The following is a 16,336-nucleotide window of genomic DNA, read 5'->3' on the forward strand; positions in this document are numbered from 1 at the left end:
GGGCGGCGGCGGGCGGCAGGGCGGCGGCGGGCGGCGGCGCGGAGCGGCCGGGGCGCTCGGTTGGGCGGGCGCGGAACCGGGGGCGGGGGGCGGGGGGTCAGTCGGTGCGGCGGCGGTCGATCGCCACGTAGGAGCCCGGCTGGCTCTTCGCCACCTTCTTCATCTCCGACGCCACCGCCACCACCACGCGAGGATCGGTGAACTGCCGCCCGTCGGACTTCGATTCGGCCACCCCGATGGACAGCGTCACCAGGGCCGCACGCTGCTTGTTGCCACGGCGGTCCGGCACTTCGATGTAGCCCCGTTCCGCGTCCTTGGCGTCGTACAACTGGTCGGCGGTCTGTTCGAAATCGGTCACCGCCCGCTTGGTGAGCGGCAGCACCTGGTCCGGGGCGCAGATGAAGACGAAGTCGTCACCGCCGATGTGGCCGAGGAACACCGGAGGCCGGCCCGAGGTCGCCACCGCACGATGCAGGCTGCGCGCCAGCGCGGTGATGAACTCGTCGCCGCGGTCGAAGCCGTACACGTCGTTGACGCTCTTGAACCGGTCGATGTCGATGTAGCCGACCGAGTAATCCTTGCCGGTCTTCATCCGGTCGGCGATCTCCCGGCGCACCCGGGCGTTGCCGGGCAGCCCGGTCAGCGGCGAGACCTCGCGGAACTCCTTGTTGCGTCGCAGCGTGGAGGACACCCGGGCGATCAGCTCCGCGGTGTCGAAGGGCTTGACCAGATAGTCGTCCACTCCCGCGGTGAGACCGACCACCTTGTCCACGGTCATCCCCTTGGCGGTCAGCATGATCACCGGGAGTGCGGAGGTGAGCGGTTCGGCACGCAGCCGCCGGGTGAGCTCCACGCCGTCCATGCGCGGCATCATCCAGTCCACCACGGCCAGGTCCGGGCGGCTCTTCTCCATCACTTCGAGGGCTTCCTGGCCGTCCCCGGCGCGCAGTACCTCGTACCCGTGCATGGTGAGGTTGAACGCCACGAACCCGGCGATGTCCTCGTCGTCGTCCACCACGAGGATGACGTCCGGCCGCTCCTCCGGCTCCCGGATCTCCTCGGCCTTGTGCCGCACCACCCCGGTGCTCACCGGGTCACCAACGATCGCAACCGGCGCACCGCGTCCGCCGGGTCGTCCGCGCCGTAGACGGCGGTGCCGGCGACGAAGGCGTCCGCGCCCGCCTCCGCGGCCTGGGCGATGGTGTCCGCCGCGATGCCGCCGTCCACTTCGACCCGGACGGTGAGGCCGTCGGCGCCGATCCGGCGGCGCGCGGCGCGCACCTTGTCGAGCATCTCGGGCATGAACTTCTGCCCGCCGAATCCCGCTTTGATGGTCATCACCAGCAGCATGTCCACGTAGGGCAGCAGTTCCAGGTACGGCTCGATCGGGGTGTCCCGGTCGATCGCCAGCCCGGCGCGCGCCCCGGCGGCACGCAGCGTCTTGGCCAGCGCCACCGGGTCCTCGCAGGCCTCGGCATGGAAGGTCACCGTCTCGGCGCCGGCCTCGGCGTATCCGGGTGCCCAGCGGTCCGGGTCGGTGATCATCAGGTGCACGTCGAACGGCATCGGGGTCGCTTTGCGCAGGCTCTGCACGACCGGAAGCCCGATGGTCAGGTTCGGTACGAAATGGTTGTCCATGACGTCCACGTGCACCCAGTCGGCGGCACCCTCGATGGCTCGTACCTCGTCGGCCAGGCTGGCGAAGTCCGCGGCGAGAATGCTGGGGGCAATGATCGGCGATGGGTCCACCGCTGAAGTGTATGGCCTTCGCTGGCCCGCATTCGCCATACTGCCGTCCGGAGAGGGCACATACCGCCGCGGGAGGCATGTGGTGCGGGTGCGACTCGCCGGCTCGGCGTGGGCGGCGATGGCCGGGGCGGTCGTGATCTTGACCGTCGGAGGCGTCATGTCCGGATGCGGCGCGTCCCGGCCCGCCGGGACCGACGGCGATCTGGTCGACGACTGGCCTCCGGTGCCCGCCGCGTCGCCGTTCCACCCGGCCGAGGGCGTATGCCACGAGGACGTCGCGGCGACCGAGTCGCTGGCGGAGTACCGGCCGGTCGACTGCGTCGACCTGCACCGCTCCGAGACGTTCCACGTGGGGGCCACGGGCGACGCCGCGGTGCCTCCACCGTCCGGTTCGGCCGCCGCCCGGGAGGCGTACGCGGACTGCGACCGCCGGGCCGGGCCGTTCCTGGGCGGGCCGTGGCGCGACGCCCGCATCGCCCTGCGCGTGGTGTGGCCGTCCCGGGCTGCCTGGTCCGGAGGCTCCCGGTGGTATCGGTGCGACGCGGTGCAGGCCGACTTCGACGGGCGCACCGCGAGCCGCTCCAGCAGCCTCGCGGGCGCCCTGCGCGACTCGTCCGATCTGCGCCTGGGATGTTTCGAACCGGCGGTCCGCAAGTCCACCGTCAGCGCCATGCGCCCGGTCGGGTGCGGCAGCGCCCACCACGCCGAGTACGCCGGGCTGTGGACGGCGCCCGAGGTGTCGTACGCGGAGGTGACCGGGGATCAGCACCGCGCCGCCGCCGGGTGCCGCACGGTGATCGCGCGGTTCACCGGCGTGCCCGACGACGACGATGTGCAGTACCGGGTGGGGTGGATCTCCTATCACCCCACCAAACCCGAATGGCAGCAGGGCGAACGGCGGGTGCGCTGCTTCCTGTGGTTCCGCGAGCGCACCCTGACCCGGTCGCTGAAGGACGCCGGCGCCGCCGCCCTGCCGATCAACTAGAGCTTGCCGTCCCGACGCGCCTCGGCGATCCGCTCGGCGAAGGCGGCGCTGTCGTTGAGCTTGGGGAACGGCTCCGCCGGGACGTCGACGCCGAGGAACGCGCAGAGCGGCTCCCAGCCGGCGCCCACCGGGTATTCCAGCAGGCGGTCCGCCGGGATCTCCCGGCGGACCGCGTCGTTGTGCTCCCGCATGGTGGCGATGGCGTGGTCACGGTCGGCGAACCGGCCCTGGAAGGTGCCGTCCCACACGGTGGCGTGCACCATCCGCATGAGGACCGCCGTCTCCGGCGACCCGGTGGAGCTGTCCGGCGGGTTCGTCGCGGCCTGGTAGATGGTCCGGTGCGCGCTCTCGTACCACTTCTCCGGGTCGCGGACGGTGAGAATGACCTTGGCGCCGGGGTTACGGGCGACGAGCTCGCGCCAGAAGTAGGTGCCCGGCCAGTCCACCGTGCTGCGGTATCCGGCCACCGCGGCCTCCAGGCTGCCCATGTGGCCCCCGGCCGCGTCGGCCAGCAGGGCCGCACGCTTGGGCTCGTCGAACAACGGCAACATGTGCAGGCACGGCCCGAACCCCAGATGCTCCAGCGCGGCCTTCAGGCTGAGCGTCCCGGTCCTGCCGAAACCTGCCCCGATGATATCCATATCAGACTTTCTACCGCTTTAGCCTGACTTGCGGAAGCTCACTCGGCGCGCCGCAACACCGCCAGGAACATCGCATCGGTGCCGTGCCGGTGCGGCCACAACTGCACGGTAGGGCCCGGACCCAGCTTCGGCATCCCGGCTGGCAGCAACGTGCGCGCATCCACAAAATCAGCTTCCACACCGGAACGCCGGGCGCCCTCGGTCACCGACACCTGGGTCTCCACCATGTGCGGGGAGCACGTGACGTACGCCACCACGCCGCCCGGACGTACCGCCCGCAACGCCGCGGCCAACAGGTCACGCTGCAACCGCGTCAACGGCGGCAGATCACCCGGCTGCCGCCGCCACCGGGCCTCCGGCCGGCGCCGCAGCGAACCCAGACCGGTGCACGGCGCATCGACCAGCACCCGGTCGAACGACCCGGCGGGCAGCAACGGATCGCGACCGGCGTCCCGCCCGTCCGTGGTGAGCACCCGCACCGGCATGCCCGCGGTGGCCCGCTCGACCAGTCGCGCGCGGTGCTCGGCGACCTCCACCGCCACCAGTTCCGCGCCGCGCTGCGCGGCCACCGCGCCCAGCAGACCGGCCTTGCCTCCCGGGCCGGCACACAGGTCCAGCCACCGGGCGTCGGAGCCCTCCACCGGCGCCGCGAGCAACGCCGCCGCGACCAGTTGCGAGCCCTCATCCTGCACGTGGGCGCGGCCGTCGACGATCGCCGCCAGCTCGCCCGGCGCGCCGCCGTTCAGATAGACCGCGTACGGGGAGAACGCTCCCGGCAGCCCGCCGACCTCATCGGCCAGGTCCACCGCGTCGGCCCGGCCGGGCCGGGCACACAGGTGCACCACCGGCGGCTGGTTGTCCTCGATCAGCAGCCGCGCCGTCTCCTCCAGATCGTTGCCGAGCACGTCGGCGAACGCCCGCACGATCCAGCGCGGGTGGTGGTGCAGCACCGAGAGGTTGCCCACCGGATCCTGGGCCGCGTCCGGCGCCAGCCGGCCCAGCCAGGTGTCCAGGTCCGATTCGGAGATCTCCCGCATCACCGCGTTGGCGAACCCGGTCGCCCCCGGCGCCACCGACCGAACCAGGTCGACGGTCTGGTTCACCGCGGCGTGCGACGGCACCCGGGTGAACAGCAACTGATAGGCGCCCAGGCGCAGGGCGTCGCGGGCGGGCGGGTCGATGCGCGCCACATCGCGCCCGGCCGCGGCGGCCACCACCAGATCGAGGGTGCCCAGCGCGCGCAACGTGCCATAGGTGAGCTCGGTGGCGAACGCGGCGTCCCGCCCGTGCAGCCGCATCTCCCGCAGGATCTCCGGGAGCACCAGGTTCGCGTACGCGTCGTCGCGATGCACCGCGGCCACGGCTTCGTAGGCCGCCTGCCGCGCCGGATCCGACGGCGGCCGGCCGGGCCGGGGCCCGCGTCCGGAGCGCGCGTCGCGCCCCTGTCCCGCCCGGTTCATCCCACCCCGGTCCATCCCCGAGCGTCGGTCTCCGGCACCCGGACGACCGGCCTGGCCGCGCGCCGCCGGTCCCTGGTCGGGCCGACCGGGCAAACGGCCCCGTCCGGCCGCGGCGTGGGGCGGGCCGGCGCGGTGCGGACGCGCCCGCTCATCCGGCGCCGGGTCACGCGGGTCATCCGCACGGGGGTCGGCATCGCGCTGCTCCGGTCCGGTCACTGGAGAACCTCCCCCGCGGCGAGGCGCAGGCCGCGCGCCCAGTCGGTGGCGGCCATCGGCTTCTTGCCGGCCGCCCGCACCTCGCCCAGCACGACCGGAGTGGTCGCGGTCCCCGCCAGCACCTGAGCCCGTTCCACATGCAACTCCCCCGGCGCCAGGTCCGGCCCGTTGGCCACCGGCCGCACCGGTCCCAGCTTGAGCCGCTCCTCGCGCAGTGTGGTCCAGGCGCCCGGAGCCGGCGTGCAGGCCCGGATCCGCCGGTCGACCGCGAACGCCGGATCGGCCCATCGCACCCGCGCGTCGTCCGGGGTGAGTTTGGGCGCCAGCGAGACGCCGTCCGGCGGCTGGGGATGCGCCCGCGCGCTGCCCGCCTCGATCGCGTCCAGCACCGCCACCAACAGCCCGGCGCCCTCGCTGGCCAGCCGGGCGAGCAGGTCCCCGGAGGTGTCGCCGGCACGGATGTCCTCGGTCAGGGTGCCGTAGACCGGGCCGGTGTCCAGTCCCGCCTCCAGCTCGAACACGCTCGCCCCGGTGACCTCGTCACCGTGCAGCACGGCATGCTGCACCGGCGCCGCCCCGCGCCAGGCGGGAAGCAGCGAGAAGTGCAGGTTGACCCAGCCGTGCACGGGGATCTTCAGCGCGTCCGGCGGGACGAGTGCGCCGTACGCCACCACCGGCACGCAGTCCGGGGCCAGGTCACGCAGGCGGGTGAGGAAATCCGGGTCGCGGGGCCGCTGCGGGGTGAGCACCTCGACGCCGTGCGCGTCGGCCCACGCCCCGGCGGGCGACCGGGTGAGCCGCCGGCCCCGTCCGGACGGCGCATCCGGGCGGGTGACCACGGCGAGCAACTCGTGCGACGACGCGGCGATCGCGTCCAGGGCGGGCAGGGTGACCTCGGGGGTACCGGCGAACACCAGTCGCATGATCAGCGCCCCAGCCCGAAGATTCCGCGCCCGTGCGGGCTTTCCTTCACCGTGGGTGGGCGGGCGGCGTCGTACCACTCGGCGGCCCGGATCTGCTTCATCGCGTCCTTGCGCGCGGCGGCGTCCAGCCGGTCCAGGAAGAGCACCCCGTCCAGATGGTCCGTCTCGTGCTGGACGCAGCGCGCCATCAGGCCGGAGCCGACCAGCCGGATCGGGTCGCCGTGCTCGTTGAAGCCGGTGGCGACCACGTTCTGCCGCCGCTTGGTGTCGACGTAGATGCCGGGGATGGACAGGCAGCCCTCCGGACCGTCCTGCTCCTCCTCGTCCGGGAAGCTGAGCTGCGGATTGATGATGTGCCCCAGCACGTCGTCCACGTCGAAGGCGAACACCCGCAGGCCCACCCCGAGCTGCGGGGCGGCCAGGCCGGCACCGCCCTCGTCCTGCATGGTCTCGGTCAGGTCCCGCACCAGGCCCCGCAGTTCCTTGTCGAAGTCGACGACGGCGTCCGCCGGGGTGCGCAGCACCGGGTCACCGAAGAGACGAATGGGCTGGACGGTCACTCGGTGGTTCTCCTTCGCGGCTCTGCTGCCTGCCCGCCGGACGGTACCGTTGCCGACGGGGCCTCCCAGTCTACGGAGCCCGGATCCAGCGGCAGCGTCGCCCATCCGCGCAGGGTGAGCCGTTGCCGGCGCTCGCGCCCGCCGGCCAGGCGCAGCCCGGGAAACCGGCGCAGCACGGCGGGCAGCGCGATCTGCGCCTCCAGCCGGGCCAGCGGGGCACCGAGGCAGTAGTGCGCGCCGGCGCCGAAGGACAGCGGCGCGTTCTGCGGCCGGTCCGGGTCGAACCGGTCCGGCTCGGCGAACCGGTCCGGGTCGCGGTTGGCCGCCCCCAGCAACAGGATCATCTCGGCTCCCGCCGCCACCGGACATCCGGCCAGCTCAAACGCCGGGCCCGCGTAGCGCTCGGTGAGCTGCACCGGCGAGTCGATGCGCAGGATCTCCTCCACGTACGCCGGGGCGCGCTCCGGCTCGGCGGCCAGCCGCCGGGCGTGCCCCGGGTGTTCCAGCAGCAACACCAGGCCGTTGCCGAGCAGGTTGGTGGTGGTCTCGAAGCCCGCCACCAGCAACAGCGCCAGGTTCGCCATCAGCTCCTGCACGCTGAGCCGCTCGCCGTCCTGCCGGTGCGCGGCGTCCAGCGCGGTGACCAGGTCGTCGCGCGGCTGCGCCCGGCGCCGCTCGATCAGGTGACGGAAGTACGCCTCCAGCTCCCCCGCCGCCTGATGGGCGACCCGGGCCTGCTGCTCGTCGAAACGCACCTCCAGCACCGCGGTCAGCGCCTCGGCGAGACGCCGGAACTGACCCCGGTCGGCCGGTGGCACGCCGAGCAGGGCGCAGATGACCGCGATCGGCAGCGGGTACGCCAGATGCGCCACGAAGTCCGGTTCGGGTTCCTGGGCGAGCTCGGCGAGCAGCACGCCGACCTGGTTCTCGATCAGCTCGCGCAGCCCGGCGACCCGGCGGGCGGTGAACACGCCGGAGGCCAGGCGCCGCATCCGGGTGTGGTCCGGCGGGTTCCGCCGCAGCATGGAGTCGGCGAACAGCTCCACCGCACGGTTGCTCCGCCAGTCGCTCCACCGCCGGTCTAGCTGCGCGCTGTCGTACGCGTGCACGGCCGGGTCGCGCAGCACCGCGTCGATCGCGGCGTACCCGCTGACGAAGTAGGTCCCGTCCAGGTCCAGCACCGGCCCGTGGGCGCGCAACGCGGCGTAGGCCACATGCGGGTCGGTGACCGGCCGGGGCGAGAGGAGCATGCGTACGGCGTCGACGGCATCCATGGGGACCATTGAACCGTTTCCGCGGCGAGGCCGGCACGGGCCGGTTCAGAACAGGTCGGCCGGGTCCACCTGGATGCGCACCGGCAGAGCGGCCTTGCGGGCGCTGCGCACGGCCGCGGCCTCGTGCAGAGTGTGCGCCAGCTCCGCCGCCCGGCTGCGGGCGCTGCGCAGCAGCATCCGCTCCTGGCCGTCGTCGGCCGGCACCGGGCCGAGCACCTCCACCCCGTCCGGCAGCCGCGCCGCCGCGAGCAGCTCGCCGACGGCCTCCGGGCGGCCGGTCACCGACGCCATCCGGGCGGCCGGCGGGAAGCCCAGTTCCCGACGCTCGGCCAGTTCCCGCGCGGCGAACCAGCCCGGGTCCCAGCGCAGCAACGCCTGCACCGGCGCCAGCGAGCCGTCCGCGACCACCACCACCCGGCCGCCCGGCCGGGCCAGCGCGGAGGCGTTCAGCCAGCGGCGCAGCGCCTCCTCGGCGGCGCGCAGGTCGGAGCGGGTGAGCAGGGCCCAGGTGTCCAGCAGCAGCACCGCGCCGTAGCCGCCGGCGGCCACCGGTTCGGCCCCGGGCGTGCACACGATCAGGCTCGCGGCGCCGGGCACCACGTCCAGGACCTCGTCGCGTCCGGAGGTGCGCACCGGCACGCCGGAGAAGGCCCGGCCCAGTTCCTCGGCGGTGCGCCGGGCGCCGGTCACCGAGGCGCGCAGGCGGCGGCCACCGCACGCCGGGCAGGCGTACGCGGCGGCGGCCCGTCCGCACCAGTGGCAGACCGGCAGGTCGCGGGCGCCGGCCAGGCCGAGCGGTCCGGAGCAGTGCGGGCAGCGTGCGGGCGTGCGGCACTGCGCGCAGGCCACCGACGGGACGTAGCCGCGGCGGGGCACCTGGACCAGCACCGGCGTGTCCTCCTTGAGCGCGTCGCGCGCCGCCTGCCAGGCCTGGCTGGGCAGCCGGGCGGAGACCGCGCCGGGGTCGCGGGAGCGTTGCGGGTCGTCCCCGGTCGGCACGATGCGCGGCGACCGGGCCCGCAGGGCCTCGCGGGCGGCGGTGATCGGCTGGGCCCACCCGGTCTCCAGCAGCAGTTGCGCCTCGCCGGTGCGTCCGAAGCCGGCCACCAGCGCGGCGGCGTCCGCCAACTGGGCGCGGGTGAGCAGCACCTCGCGGGCGTGCGGATAGGGTGCGCGCGGCTCGGCGTGCAGGTCGTCGCCGTCGTCCCAGATCACCACCAGCCCGAGCCGGGCGACCGGGGCGAACATCGCGGCCCGGGTCCCGGCGACGACCGGCACCCGGTGCCGGCTGGCGGACAGGAAGCGGCGGTAGCGTTCGGCCGGCCCGGCCGCGGCGTTGAGCGCCACGTGCCGGCCGTCGCCGAGTCTCCGCGCCAAGGCGCGGTCCACGCGGGCGAGGTCGCGCGCGTCGGCCACCACGACGATCACGCCGCGACCGGCGCGCACGGTGGCCACGGCGGCCTCGGCGATGCGCGCCGGCCAGTCCTCGGCGGGCGCGGCGGTCCAGACCGCCCGGGCGGGCTTGCCGTCCCGCAGGGCGCGCAGGAAGGCTGGGCCGGCCGGATAGTCGGTCCAGCCCGGTGCCGCGTCGTCGCCCGGGGCATCGCCCGGCGCGGCATCGCCCGGCGCGGCATCGCCCGGCGCGGCATCGCCCGGCGCGGCGCCGGTGGGCGGCGGCACGGGCTGCGACTCGACGCGGGCGTGCCGAGGCGGCACCGCCAGGCGCAGCACGTCGCTGAGGTTGCCGGCGTAGCGGTCGGCGACCGCCCGCGCCAGGCGCGCCACCTCCGGGTCGAGCACCCGTTCGGCGGAGATCACACGGTCGAGATAGGCAAGCTTTCCGCCGTGTTCCGAGGACTCCCGGCGCTCCAGCAGGAAACCGCCGACGAGTTGTCCGGCGAACCGCACCTTGACGCGCACCCCGGGCTGCGCCGCGTCGTCGTCGGCGGCGGGCACCAGGTAGTCGAAGGCGCGGTCCAGATGGGCCAGCGGCACCTCCACACACACCCGGGCGATCGGGAGGCACGCCGCGGGTTCCCGTTTCGCCGGTTCCCGCCGGGCCCTGGCGCGGGTGCCCCGCGCGGGAGCGGCTCGCGAAGCCACCGCCGCGCGGGCCTGCGGTTGCGGCGCAGAGGCCCGCGTGTGGTCCTCTGCGTCGCCCGTGCGGCTAGGCAGCGGCGTTCTTGAGGTCCTGGGCGCGCTCGGTGCTCTCCCACTTCAGGTCGGCGATCTCCCGGCCGAAGTGCCCGTACGCCGCGGTCTGCTGATAGATCGGCCGCATCAGATCCAGATCCCGGATGATCGCCGCCGGACGCAGATCGAACACCTCGCCGATCGCCTTCTCGATTCGATCCACCGGCACGTTCTCCGTGCCGAAGCACTCCACGAAAAGGCTCACCGGGTGCGCCCGCCCGATGGCGTACGCCACCTGCGCCTCGCACCGCTCCGCCAGCCCGGCAGCCACCACGTTCTTGGCCACCCAGCGCATCGCATAGGCCGCCGACCGGTCCACCTTCGACGGGTCCTTGCCGGAGAACGCGCCGCCACCGTGCCGGGCGTATCCACCGTAGGTGTCCACGATGATCTTCCGCCCGGTCAGGCCGGCGTCACCCATCGGCCCGCCGATCTCGAACCGGCCGGTCGGGTTCACCAGCAGCCGGTAGTCGCTGGTGTCCAGCCCCAGACCCTCCAGCTCCGGCGCGATCACGTGCTCGCGCACGTCCGGGGTCAGCAGCGACTCCAGCGAGATGTCCGCCGCGTGCTGCGAGCTGACCACCACCGTGTCCAGCCGCACCGGCCGCAAACCGTCATACTCGATGGTCACCTGCGTCTTGCCGTCCGGACGCAGGTAGGGGATCGTGCCGTCCTTGCGTGCCGCGGACAGCCGCCGCGCCAGCCGGTGCGCCAACGCGATCGGCAACGGCATCAGCTCCGGCGTCTCCGAGCACGCGAACCCGAACATCATGCCCTGGTCCCCCGCGCCCTGCGCGTCCAGCACATGCTCGGAGTTGCCCTCCCGCAACTCCACCGCGCTGTCCACGCCCTGCGCGATGTCCGGTGACTGCGCACCGATCGACACGCTGACGCCGCAGGACGCCCCGTCGAATCCCTTCTTCGACGAGTCGTAGCCGATGCCCAGGATCGTCTCGCGCACGATGCTCGGGATATCCGCGTATGCCTGCGTGGTCACCTCACCGGCGACGTGCACCTGACCCGTGGTGATCAACGTCTCCACCGCCACACGGCTGCGCGGGTCCTGCGCCAGCAGGGCGTCCAGGATTCCGTCACTGATCTGGTCAGCAATCTTGTCCGGGTGGCCCTCGGTGACCGACTCGGACGTGAACAGGCGACGTGCCACGGCGCTCCTCAGAGTTGTTGTCGTCGATGATTTCGTCGTCAGCGGTTTCGCGGAAGTCTAGTCACTGCCGCATGAGCCCGGCTGGAGCGCCCTTCGGCTTGTGCACCAATCCGCCAGTTAGCGGGCGAATGGCGCTTTCCGCGATCAGGGTCAGGGCGTGCCCGCCCGCTCGGTCAGCCGGGAGCGCACCGCGTCCCAGATGGCGTCGGCCACGTCGTCCTTCGGCAGTTCGTCGAGAACGGTCATGGTTCCGTCGGCTCCCAGGATGGTCACGGTGTTGGCGTCCGCGCCGAAGACGCGGTCGACGCCCACCTCGTTAACGACCATCAGGTCGGCACGTTTCCGGGTCAGTTTGCGCCGCGCGTTGTCCAGCGCGTCAACGGTCTCCGCGGCGAAGGCCACCAGCACCTGGCCGGCGGGCTTGGCCGCCCCCAGCTCGCCGGCGATGTCCGGGTTGACGACCAGGGCGATCGTCGGCGCCACCCCGTCCTCGGATTTCTTGATCTTCTGCGACGCCGTGCTGGCCGGCCGGAAATCGGCCGGCGCCGCCGCCATCACCACCGCGTCGGCGCCGTCGGCGGCGGCGAGCACCGCGCGGCGCAGTTCCTCGGTGGTGCCGACCCGGACGACCTCCGCGCCAGCCGGATCGGCGAGTGTGACGTTCGCCGCAATCAGGGTGACCCGCGCGCCGCGGGCGGCGGCCGTCCGCGCCAGCGCATATCCCTGCTTTCCGGACGATCGGTTGCCGAGGAACCGCACCGGGTCGAGCGGCTCCCGGGTGCCGCCCGCGGTGACCACCACGTGCCGCCCGGTCAGGTCGGCCGGACCGGCCCGCAACGCCCGGCGGGCGATCTCGAAGATCTCCGCCGGGTCGGGCAGCCGGCCCTTGCCGGTGTCCGCGCCGGTGAGCCGCCCCACCGCGGGCTCGATCACTCGACAGCCGCGCGAGCGCAGCAGCGCCACGTTGTCGCGCGTGGCCGCGTTCTCCCACATCTCGGTGTGCATGGCCGGAGCGAAGACGACCGGGCAGGTGGCCGTGAGCAGCGTGTTGGTGAGCAGGTCGTCGGCGATGCCGTGGGCGGCCTTGGCCAGCACGTCGGCGGTGGCCGGCGCCACCACCACCAGGTCGGCGTGCCGCCCCAGGCGCACGTGCGGCACGTCGTGCGCGTCCGACCAGACGTCGGTGGACACCGGCCGTCCGGACAGCGCGGCCCACGTGGGCTCGCCCACGAACCGCAGCGCGGCCGCCGTGGGCACCACACGCACCCGGTATCCCGACTCGGTGAACAGCCGCAGCAGTTCGCACGCCTTGTAGGCGGCGATGCCGCCGCACACGCCCAGGACGACCTCGGTCACCATCACTCCGATGCGGGAAAGAGCGATCCCGCGCCCGCAGATGCGGGACGCGGGATCTGTGTCATGCGAAGGCCGGGCGGCGCACCGCCACCGGGCCGGGCGCGCGAGAAATGATCACCGCGCGCCGCCGGGCTCACGCTCCGTCGGTCGCCTCGGCCGTCAGCAGGCCGGAGTTGATCTCACGCATGGCGATGGACAGCGGCTTCTCCTGCGGGGTGGTCTCCACCAGGGGTCCCACGTACTCCAGCAGGCCCTCGCCGAGCTGGCTGTAGTAGGCGTTCACCTGGCGGGCGCGCTTGGCCGCGAAGATCACCAGAGCGTACTTCGACGAGGTCTTGTCCAGCAGCTCGTCGATCGGCGGGTTGGTGATGCCTTCCGGGTTGGCGATGGTTCCCACGACGTTTCGGTTCCTTCATGATCGAGTGCGCGGACGTGCCCGGGACGGCCCGGGCGGCACCGGCGGGCCGGTGCGGTGACTCTGGCCGCTGCCGCGGCCGGGTGACTCTGTGGCCGCTGCCGCAGCCGGGGTGCGATGCCCGGGAGCGTCCGGATCAGGATCGCTCGGGCGTCTGAGCCGGCGTCAGCAGCGACGAACCGAGCAATCCTACCAGCTCATCCGCGGCGCGCTCGACGAAGTCGTTGACCACGGTGCGGTCGAACTCCTTCTCGGCGGCGAGTTCCTCGTCGGCGTGGGCGAGGCGGCGTCGGATGGTGTCCTCGTCGTCGGTACCCCGGCCGATCAGCCGGCGACGGAGTTCGTCGACGCTGGGCGGGGCGAGGAAGACCAGTTGCGCCTGGGGCATCGCGGCCCGCACCTGGCGGGCGCCCTGCAGGTCGATCTTGAGAAGCACCGGCTGTCCCTGCGACAGCCAGCCCTCCACCTGCGCGCGGGGCGTGCCGTAGAGGTTGCCGGCGAACTCGGCCCACTCCAGGAGCTGGCCGCCGTCGATGAGGCGCCGGAACTCCGTGCGGTCCACGAAGTGGTAATGCTCGCCGTCGGTCTCGTAGTCGCGCTTGCGGCGTGTGGTCACCGAAACCGACAGCTTGATCCATGGCGAGCGCGCCCGGATCAACTCGATCACACTGTCTTTGCCCACTCCCGAGGGGCCGGACAAGACGGTGAGTCGGGCGGCCGGGCGCGCGTCGTCATCCATGCTCACGGCTCATTACTACACGAGCCCGCGAGTCAGTTTGCAGCGAACTCCCCCAGGAGGGCCTTGCGCTGCTGTTCGCCGAGGCCGCGAAGGCGGCGACTGTCGGCGATCTTGAGCTTCTCCATGATCTGGGTAGCGCGGATCTTGCCGATGCCCGGCAGCGCCTGCAGCACGGCCGAAACCTTCAGCTTGCCGACAACGTCGTCGCCTTCGGCCCGGTCGAGCACGTCGGCGAGGGTGGTCTTGCCGGACTTGAGCTGATCCTTCAGCTCGGCCCGAGCCTTGCGAATCTCCGCGGCCTTTTCCAGCGCGGCTGCACGCTGCTCGGGGCTCAGTGACGGGAGCGGCACCAGTTCTCCTCAGGTCCCTATCGCGGCGGTACTCCGATACCGGCGCATCTGTGAAACGTGGTGTGCCAGGGAACCAAAGGGGCATGTGGTTCCTGGCGAGTCGGAAAACTAGCGGCCTGAGCCGGTTTCGGCAACGTGGGGGTACCCCCCGATCATGGATGAGGCGGCCTGATAAGCAGGCCGTTTCAGAGCCCGACGGCGCGGCAGGCGTCCGCCGCCCGGGCCGCCGCGGACCGCAATCCGGCCTGGTCGGGGCCCGCGCCGAGAACCTCGCGTGAGTACGAGGGGAGCACGTTCCGCAGACCCTCGCCGAAGATCATTCGCAATTTTTCCGGCGTTCCGCCCTGCGCGCCCAGGCCCGGCGCGAGCAGTGGACCGTTCACCTTCGAAAGGTCATGGCAGGTCTCCCCGATGGTCGCCCCGACCACCAGACCCAGGCTTCCGAGCGGCTCCGCACCCGCGTTGAGCTGGGAAATCTCGTCGATCACGGTTTGCCCGACGGTTCGCCCGCCGCTCGTGACGGCGTGCTGGACGGCGGGTCCTTCGGGGTTCGAGGTGAGCGCCAGAACGAAAACACCGGCGCCGTGCGCGGCCGCCGCGTCGAACGCGGGGCGCAATGAGCCCACACCGAGGTAGGGACTCACAGTAATCGCGTCAGCACGAAGAGGACTCGCCGGATCCAGGTAAGCGCTCGCGTACGCGGCCATCGTCGAGCCGATGTCGCCGCGTTTCACGTCGAGGAGAACAAGGGCCCCGGCCTCGCGCGACTGTCGGATAATTGACTCAAGAACCGCTATGCCACGTGACCCAAATCTCTCAAAAAACGCCGACTGCGGCTTCAGCACGGCCACCCGATCGGCCAGTGCGTCGACCACCGTACGGGCGAAGCGTTCCAGGCCGGTGACGTCGTCCGACAGCCCCCATCGGGTCAGGAGGGCGGCGTGCGGATCGATGCCGACACACAACGGCCCCCTCGCCGCGACAGCCTCGCTCAGGCGCGTTCCGAACGTCTCCATGCCGCGATTCCCTCTCTCGTGTCAGGTAGCTGCCACCGCGGCGGCGATTCCCGCGGTAATGCGCGCCAGGTCGCCGTCGCCGGTCACGTACGGCGGCATGGTGTAGATCAGGTTCCGGAAGGGACGCAGCCAGACCCCGGCATCGACCGCCGCCGCCGTCGCCGCGGGCATGTCCACGTCGTGATCCATCTGCACCACGCCGATCGCCCCGAGTACCCGCACGTCGGCGACCCCGGCGGCGTCCCGCAACGGCGCCAGGCCGGTCCGCAGCCCGCCTTCGATCCGGGCCACCTGCTCCGCCCACCCGCCGGAGCGCAGCAGGCCGAGGGAGGCGTTCGCGACCGCACAGGCCAGCGGGTTGCCCATGAAGGTGGGGCCGTGCGCCAGGCCACCGCCCTCGCCGGAGGAGATGGCGCGCGCCACCGGCGCCGTGCACAGCGTCGCCGCCAGCGACAGGTATCCACCGGTCAGCGCCTTGCCCAGGCACAGGACGTCGGGTGACACCCCCGCGTGCCCGGCGGCGAACAGCCGGCCGGTGCGGCCGAACCCGGTCGCGATCTCGTCGAAGATCAGCAGCACCCCGTGCTCGGCAGTGACCTCGCGCAGCACACGCAGGTAGTCCGGATGGTGGAAGCGCATCCCGCCGGCGCCCTGCACCACCGGTTCGACGATGACCGCGGCCAGCTCGTGCGCGTGCCGGGCGACCATGTCGGCCAGCTCGGCGGCGTAGTCCGCGCGGAACTCGACCGGCGGCAGGCCGGCGAAGATCTGCGCCGGGAGCACGCCCGCCCACATCGCGTGCATGCCGCCCACCGGGTCGCAGACGCTCATCGGGTGGAACGTGTCGCCGTGATAGCCGCCGCGCCAGGTGCCGAGCTTGCGCCGCTGCGGAAAGCCCCGGGCCCGTTGCGCCTGCAGGGCCATCTTGACCGCCACCTCCACGCCGACCGAGCCGGAGTCGCACAGGAAGACGTGCTCCAGGCCCTGGGGGGTGAGCTCCACCAGGGTGGTGGCGAGCTCGATGGCCGGCGCGTGGGTCAGCCCGCCGAACATCACGTGACTCATCCGGCTCATCTGCGCCCGGACCGCGGCGTCCAGGTCCGGGTGGCGGTACCCGTGCACCGCCGCCCACCACGACGACATGCCGTCCACCAGCTCCCGGCCGTCGGCCAGCCGCAACCGGACCCCTTCGGCGGCGTCCACCACGTACGGGTCGCTGCGCCCCGGCATCGGCCCGTACGGATGCCAGACGTGCGCGCGGTCCAGGTCGAGCAGCCGGTCCACGGCCGGACCG

The 16,336-nt window shown here is 72.9% G+C and carries 16 protein-coding genes; 1 reads left to right on the top strand and 15 read right to left on the bottom strand.

The genetic code is table 11. The features are described 5' to 3' along the window. Positions 1-97: 97 nt before the first annotated feature. Positions 98-1,090, bottom strand: a complete 993-nt coding sequence (locus tag IEY73_RS27445) for a GGDEF domain-containing response regulator (protein WP_189082226.1) — start codon at positions 1,088-1,090, stop codon at positions 98-100. After that, positions 1,087-1,749 carry a ribulose-phosphate 3-epimerase gene (gene rpe, locus IEY73_RS27450; RefSeq protein ID WP_229716203.1) on the bottom strand — a complete coding sequence of 221 codons (663 nt, stop codon included), beginning with the start codon at positions 1,747-1,749 and terminating at the stop codon, positions 1,087-1,089. Before rpe ends, IEY73_RS27445 begins: the two co-directional genes overlap by 4 nt. Before the next feature lie 82 nt (positions 1,750-1,831). Here rpe and IEY73_RS27455 point away from each other — a divergent pair, with 82 nt between their 5' ends. Then, positions 1,832-2,734 carry a septum formation family protein gene (locus IEY73_RS27455; RefSeq protein ID WP_229716204.1) on the top strand — a complete coding sequence of 301 codons (903 nt, stop codon included), beginning with the start codon at positions 1,832-1,834 and terminating at the stop codon, positions 2,732-2,734. Here IEY73_RS27455 and IEY73_RS27460 read toward each other — a convergent pair. From IEY73_RS27460 to IEY73_RS27520, 13 genes are all read right to left on the bottom strand, one after another. After that, positions 2,731-3,375: a sulfotransferase family protein gene (locus tag IEY73_RS27460; RefSeq protein WP_189082228.1), complete on the bottom strand. Its 645-nt coding sequence runs from the start codon at positions 3,373-3,375 to the stop codon at positions 2,731-2,733. The genes IEY73_RS27455 and IEY73_RS27460 overlap by 4 nt on opposite strands. Before the next feature lie 38 nt (positions 3,376-3,413). Then, a complete protein-coding gene (locus tag IEY73_RS27465) occupies positions 3,414-4,835 on the bottom strand; it encodes an RsmB/NOP family class I SAM-dependent RNA methyltransferase (protein ID WP_229716205.1) in 1,422 nt (473 codons plus the stop codon). Positions 4,836-5,047: 212 nt separating this feature from the next. Continuing rightward, positions 5,048-5,974: a methionyl-tRNA formyltransferase gene (fmt, locus tag IEY73_RS27470; RefSeq protein ID WP_189082229.1), complete on the bottom strand. Its 927-nt coding sequence runs from the start codon at positions 5,972-5,974 to the stop codon at positions 5,048-5,050. A 2-nt stretch (positions 5,975-5,976) separates the two neighbouring features. Continuing rightward, positions 5,977-6,534 (bottom strand): peptide deformylase, encoded by a 558-nt coding sequence (def, locus tag IEY73_RS27475; RefSeq protein ID WP_189082230.1) that lies wholly within the window; start codon positions 6,532-6,534, stop codon positions 5,977-5,979. After that, positions 6,531-7,808 (bottom strand): cytochrome P450, encoded by a 1,278-nt coding sequence (locus IEY73_RS27480; protein ID WP_189082231.1) that lies wholly within the window; start codon positions 7,806-7,808, stop codon positions 6,531-6,533. Before IEY73_RS27480 ends, def begins: the two co-directional genes overlap by 4 nt. Positions 7,809-7,853: 45 nt before the next feature. Next, positions 7,854-9,809: a primosomal protein N' gene (locus tag IEY73_RS27485; protein WP_189082265.1), complete on the bottom strand. Its 1,956-nt coding sequence runs from the start codon at positions 9,807-9,809 to the stop codon at positions 7,854-7,856. A 166-nt stretch (positions 9,810-9,975) separates the two neighbouring features. Beyond that, positions 9,976-11,166, bottom strand: a complete 1,191-nt coding sequence (gene metK, locus IEY73_RS27490) for a methionine adenosyltransferase (protein WP_189082232.1) — start codon at positions 11,164-11,166, stop codon at positions 9,976-9,978. Positions 11,167-11,316: 150 nt separating this feature from the next. Further along, positions 11,317-12,525, bottom strand: coding sequence for a bifunctional phosphopantothenoylcysteine decarboxylase/phosphopantothenate--cysteine ligase CoaBC (gene coaBC, locus IEY73_RS27495; protein ID WP_189082233.1), 1,209 nt, complete (start codon positions 12,523-12,525; stop codon positions 11,317-11,319). A 130-nt stretch (positions 12,526-12,655) separates the two neighbouring features. Further along, the gene (gene rpoZ / locus IEY73_RS27500) at positions 12,656-12,919 is read right to left on the bottom strand and encodes a DNA-directed RNA polymerase subunit omega (protein ID WP_189082234.1); all 264 of its coding nucleotides are present in this window, start codon (positions 12,917-12,919) and stop codon (positions 12,656-12,658) included. Between the two features lie 154 nt (positions 12,920-13,073). Further along, entirely contained in the window at positions 13,074-13,676 is a 603-nt protein-coding gene (gene gmk, locus IEY73_RS27505) for a guanylate kinase (RefSeq protein WP_189082235.1), read from the bottom strand. A gap of 32 nt (positions 13,677-13,708) precedes the next feature. Beyond that, the gene (gene mihF / locus IEY73_RS27510) at positions 13,709-14,026 is read right to left on the bottom strand and encodes an integration host factor, actinobacterial type (protein WP_189082236.1); all 318 of its coding nucleotides are present in this window, start codon (positions 14,024-14,026) and stop codon (positions 13,709-13,711) included. Positions 14,027-14,211: 185 nt separating this feature from the next. Next, the gene (gene pyrF, locus IEY73_RS27515; protein WP_189082237.1) at positions 14,212-15,042 is read right to left on the bottom strand and encodes an orotidine-5'-phosphate decarboxylase; all 831 of its coding nucleotides are present in this window, start codon (positions 15,040-15,042) and stop codon (positions 14,212-14,214) included. A gap of 21 nt (positions 15,043-15,063) precedes the next feature. Beyond that, entirely contained in the window at positions 15,064-16,326 is a 1,263-nt protein-coding gene (locus IEY73_RS27520; protein ID WP_189082266.1) for an adenosylmethionine--8-amino-7-oxononanoate transaminase, read from the bottom strand. Between the last annotated feature and the right edge of the window lie 10 nt (positions 16,327-16,336).

This window comes from Mangrovihabitans endophyticus (assembly GCF_014646155.1).
Lineage (GTDB): Bacteria > Actinomycetota > Actinomycetes > Mycobacteriales > Micromonosporaceae > Actinoplanes > Actinoplanes endophyticus.

Excerpts from the sequence above, each read along its gene's own strand:
- pyrF (WP_189082237.1), bottom strand. The coding sequence starts at position 15,042 with ATGGAGACGTTCGGAACGCGCCTGAGCGAGGCTGTCGCGGCGAGGGGG.
- gmk (WP_189082235.1), bottom strand. The coding sequence starts at position 13,676 with ATGGATGACGACGCGCGCCCGGCCGCCCGACTCACCGTCTTGTCCGGC.
- IEY73_RS27480 (WP_189082231.1), bottom strand. The coding sequence starts at position 7,808 with ATGGATGCCGTCGACGCCGTACGCATGCTCCTCTCGCCCCGGCCGGTC.
- IEY73_RS27460 (WP_189082228.1), bottom strand. The coding sequence starts at position 3,375 with ATGGATATCATCGGGGCAGGTTTCGGCAGGACCGGGACGCTCAGCCTG.
- IEY73_RS27465 (WP_229716205.1), bottom strand. The coding sequence starts at position 4,835 with ATGAACCGGGCGGGACAGGGGCGCGACGCGCGCTCCGGACGCGGGCCC.
- coaBC (WP_189082233.1), bottom strand. The coding sequence starts at position 12,525 with ATGGTGACCGAGGTCGTCCTGGGCGTGTGCGGCGGCATCGCCGCCTAC.
- fmt (WP_189082229.1), bottom strand. The coding sequence starts at position 5,974 with ATGCGACTGGTGTTCGCCGGTACCCCCGAGGTCACCCTGCCCGCCCTG.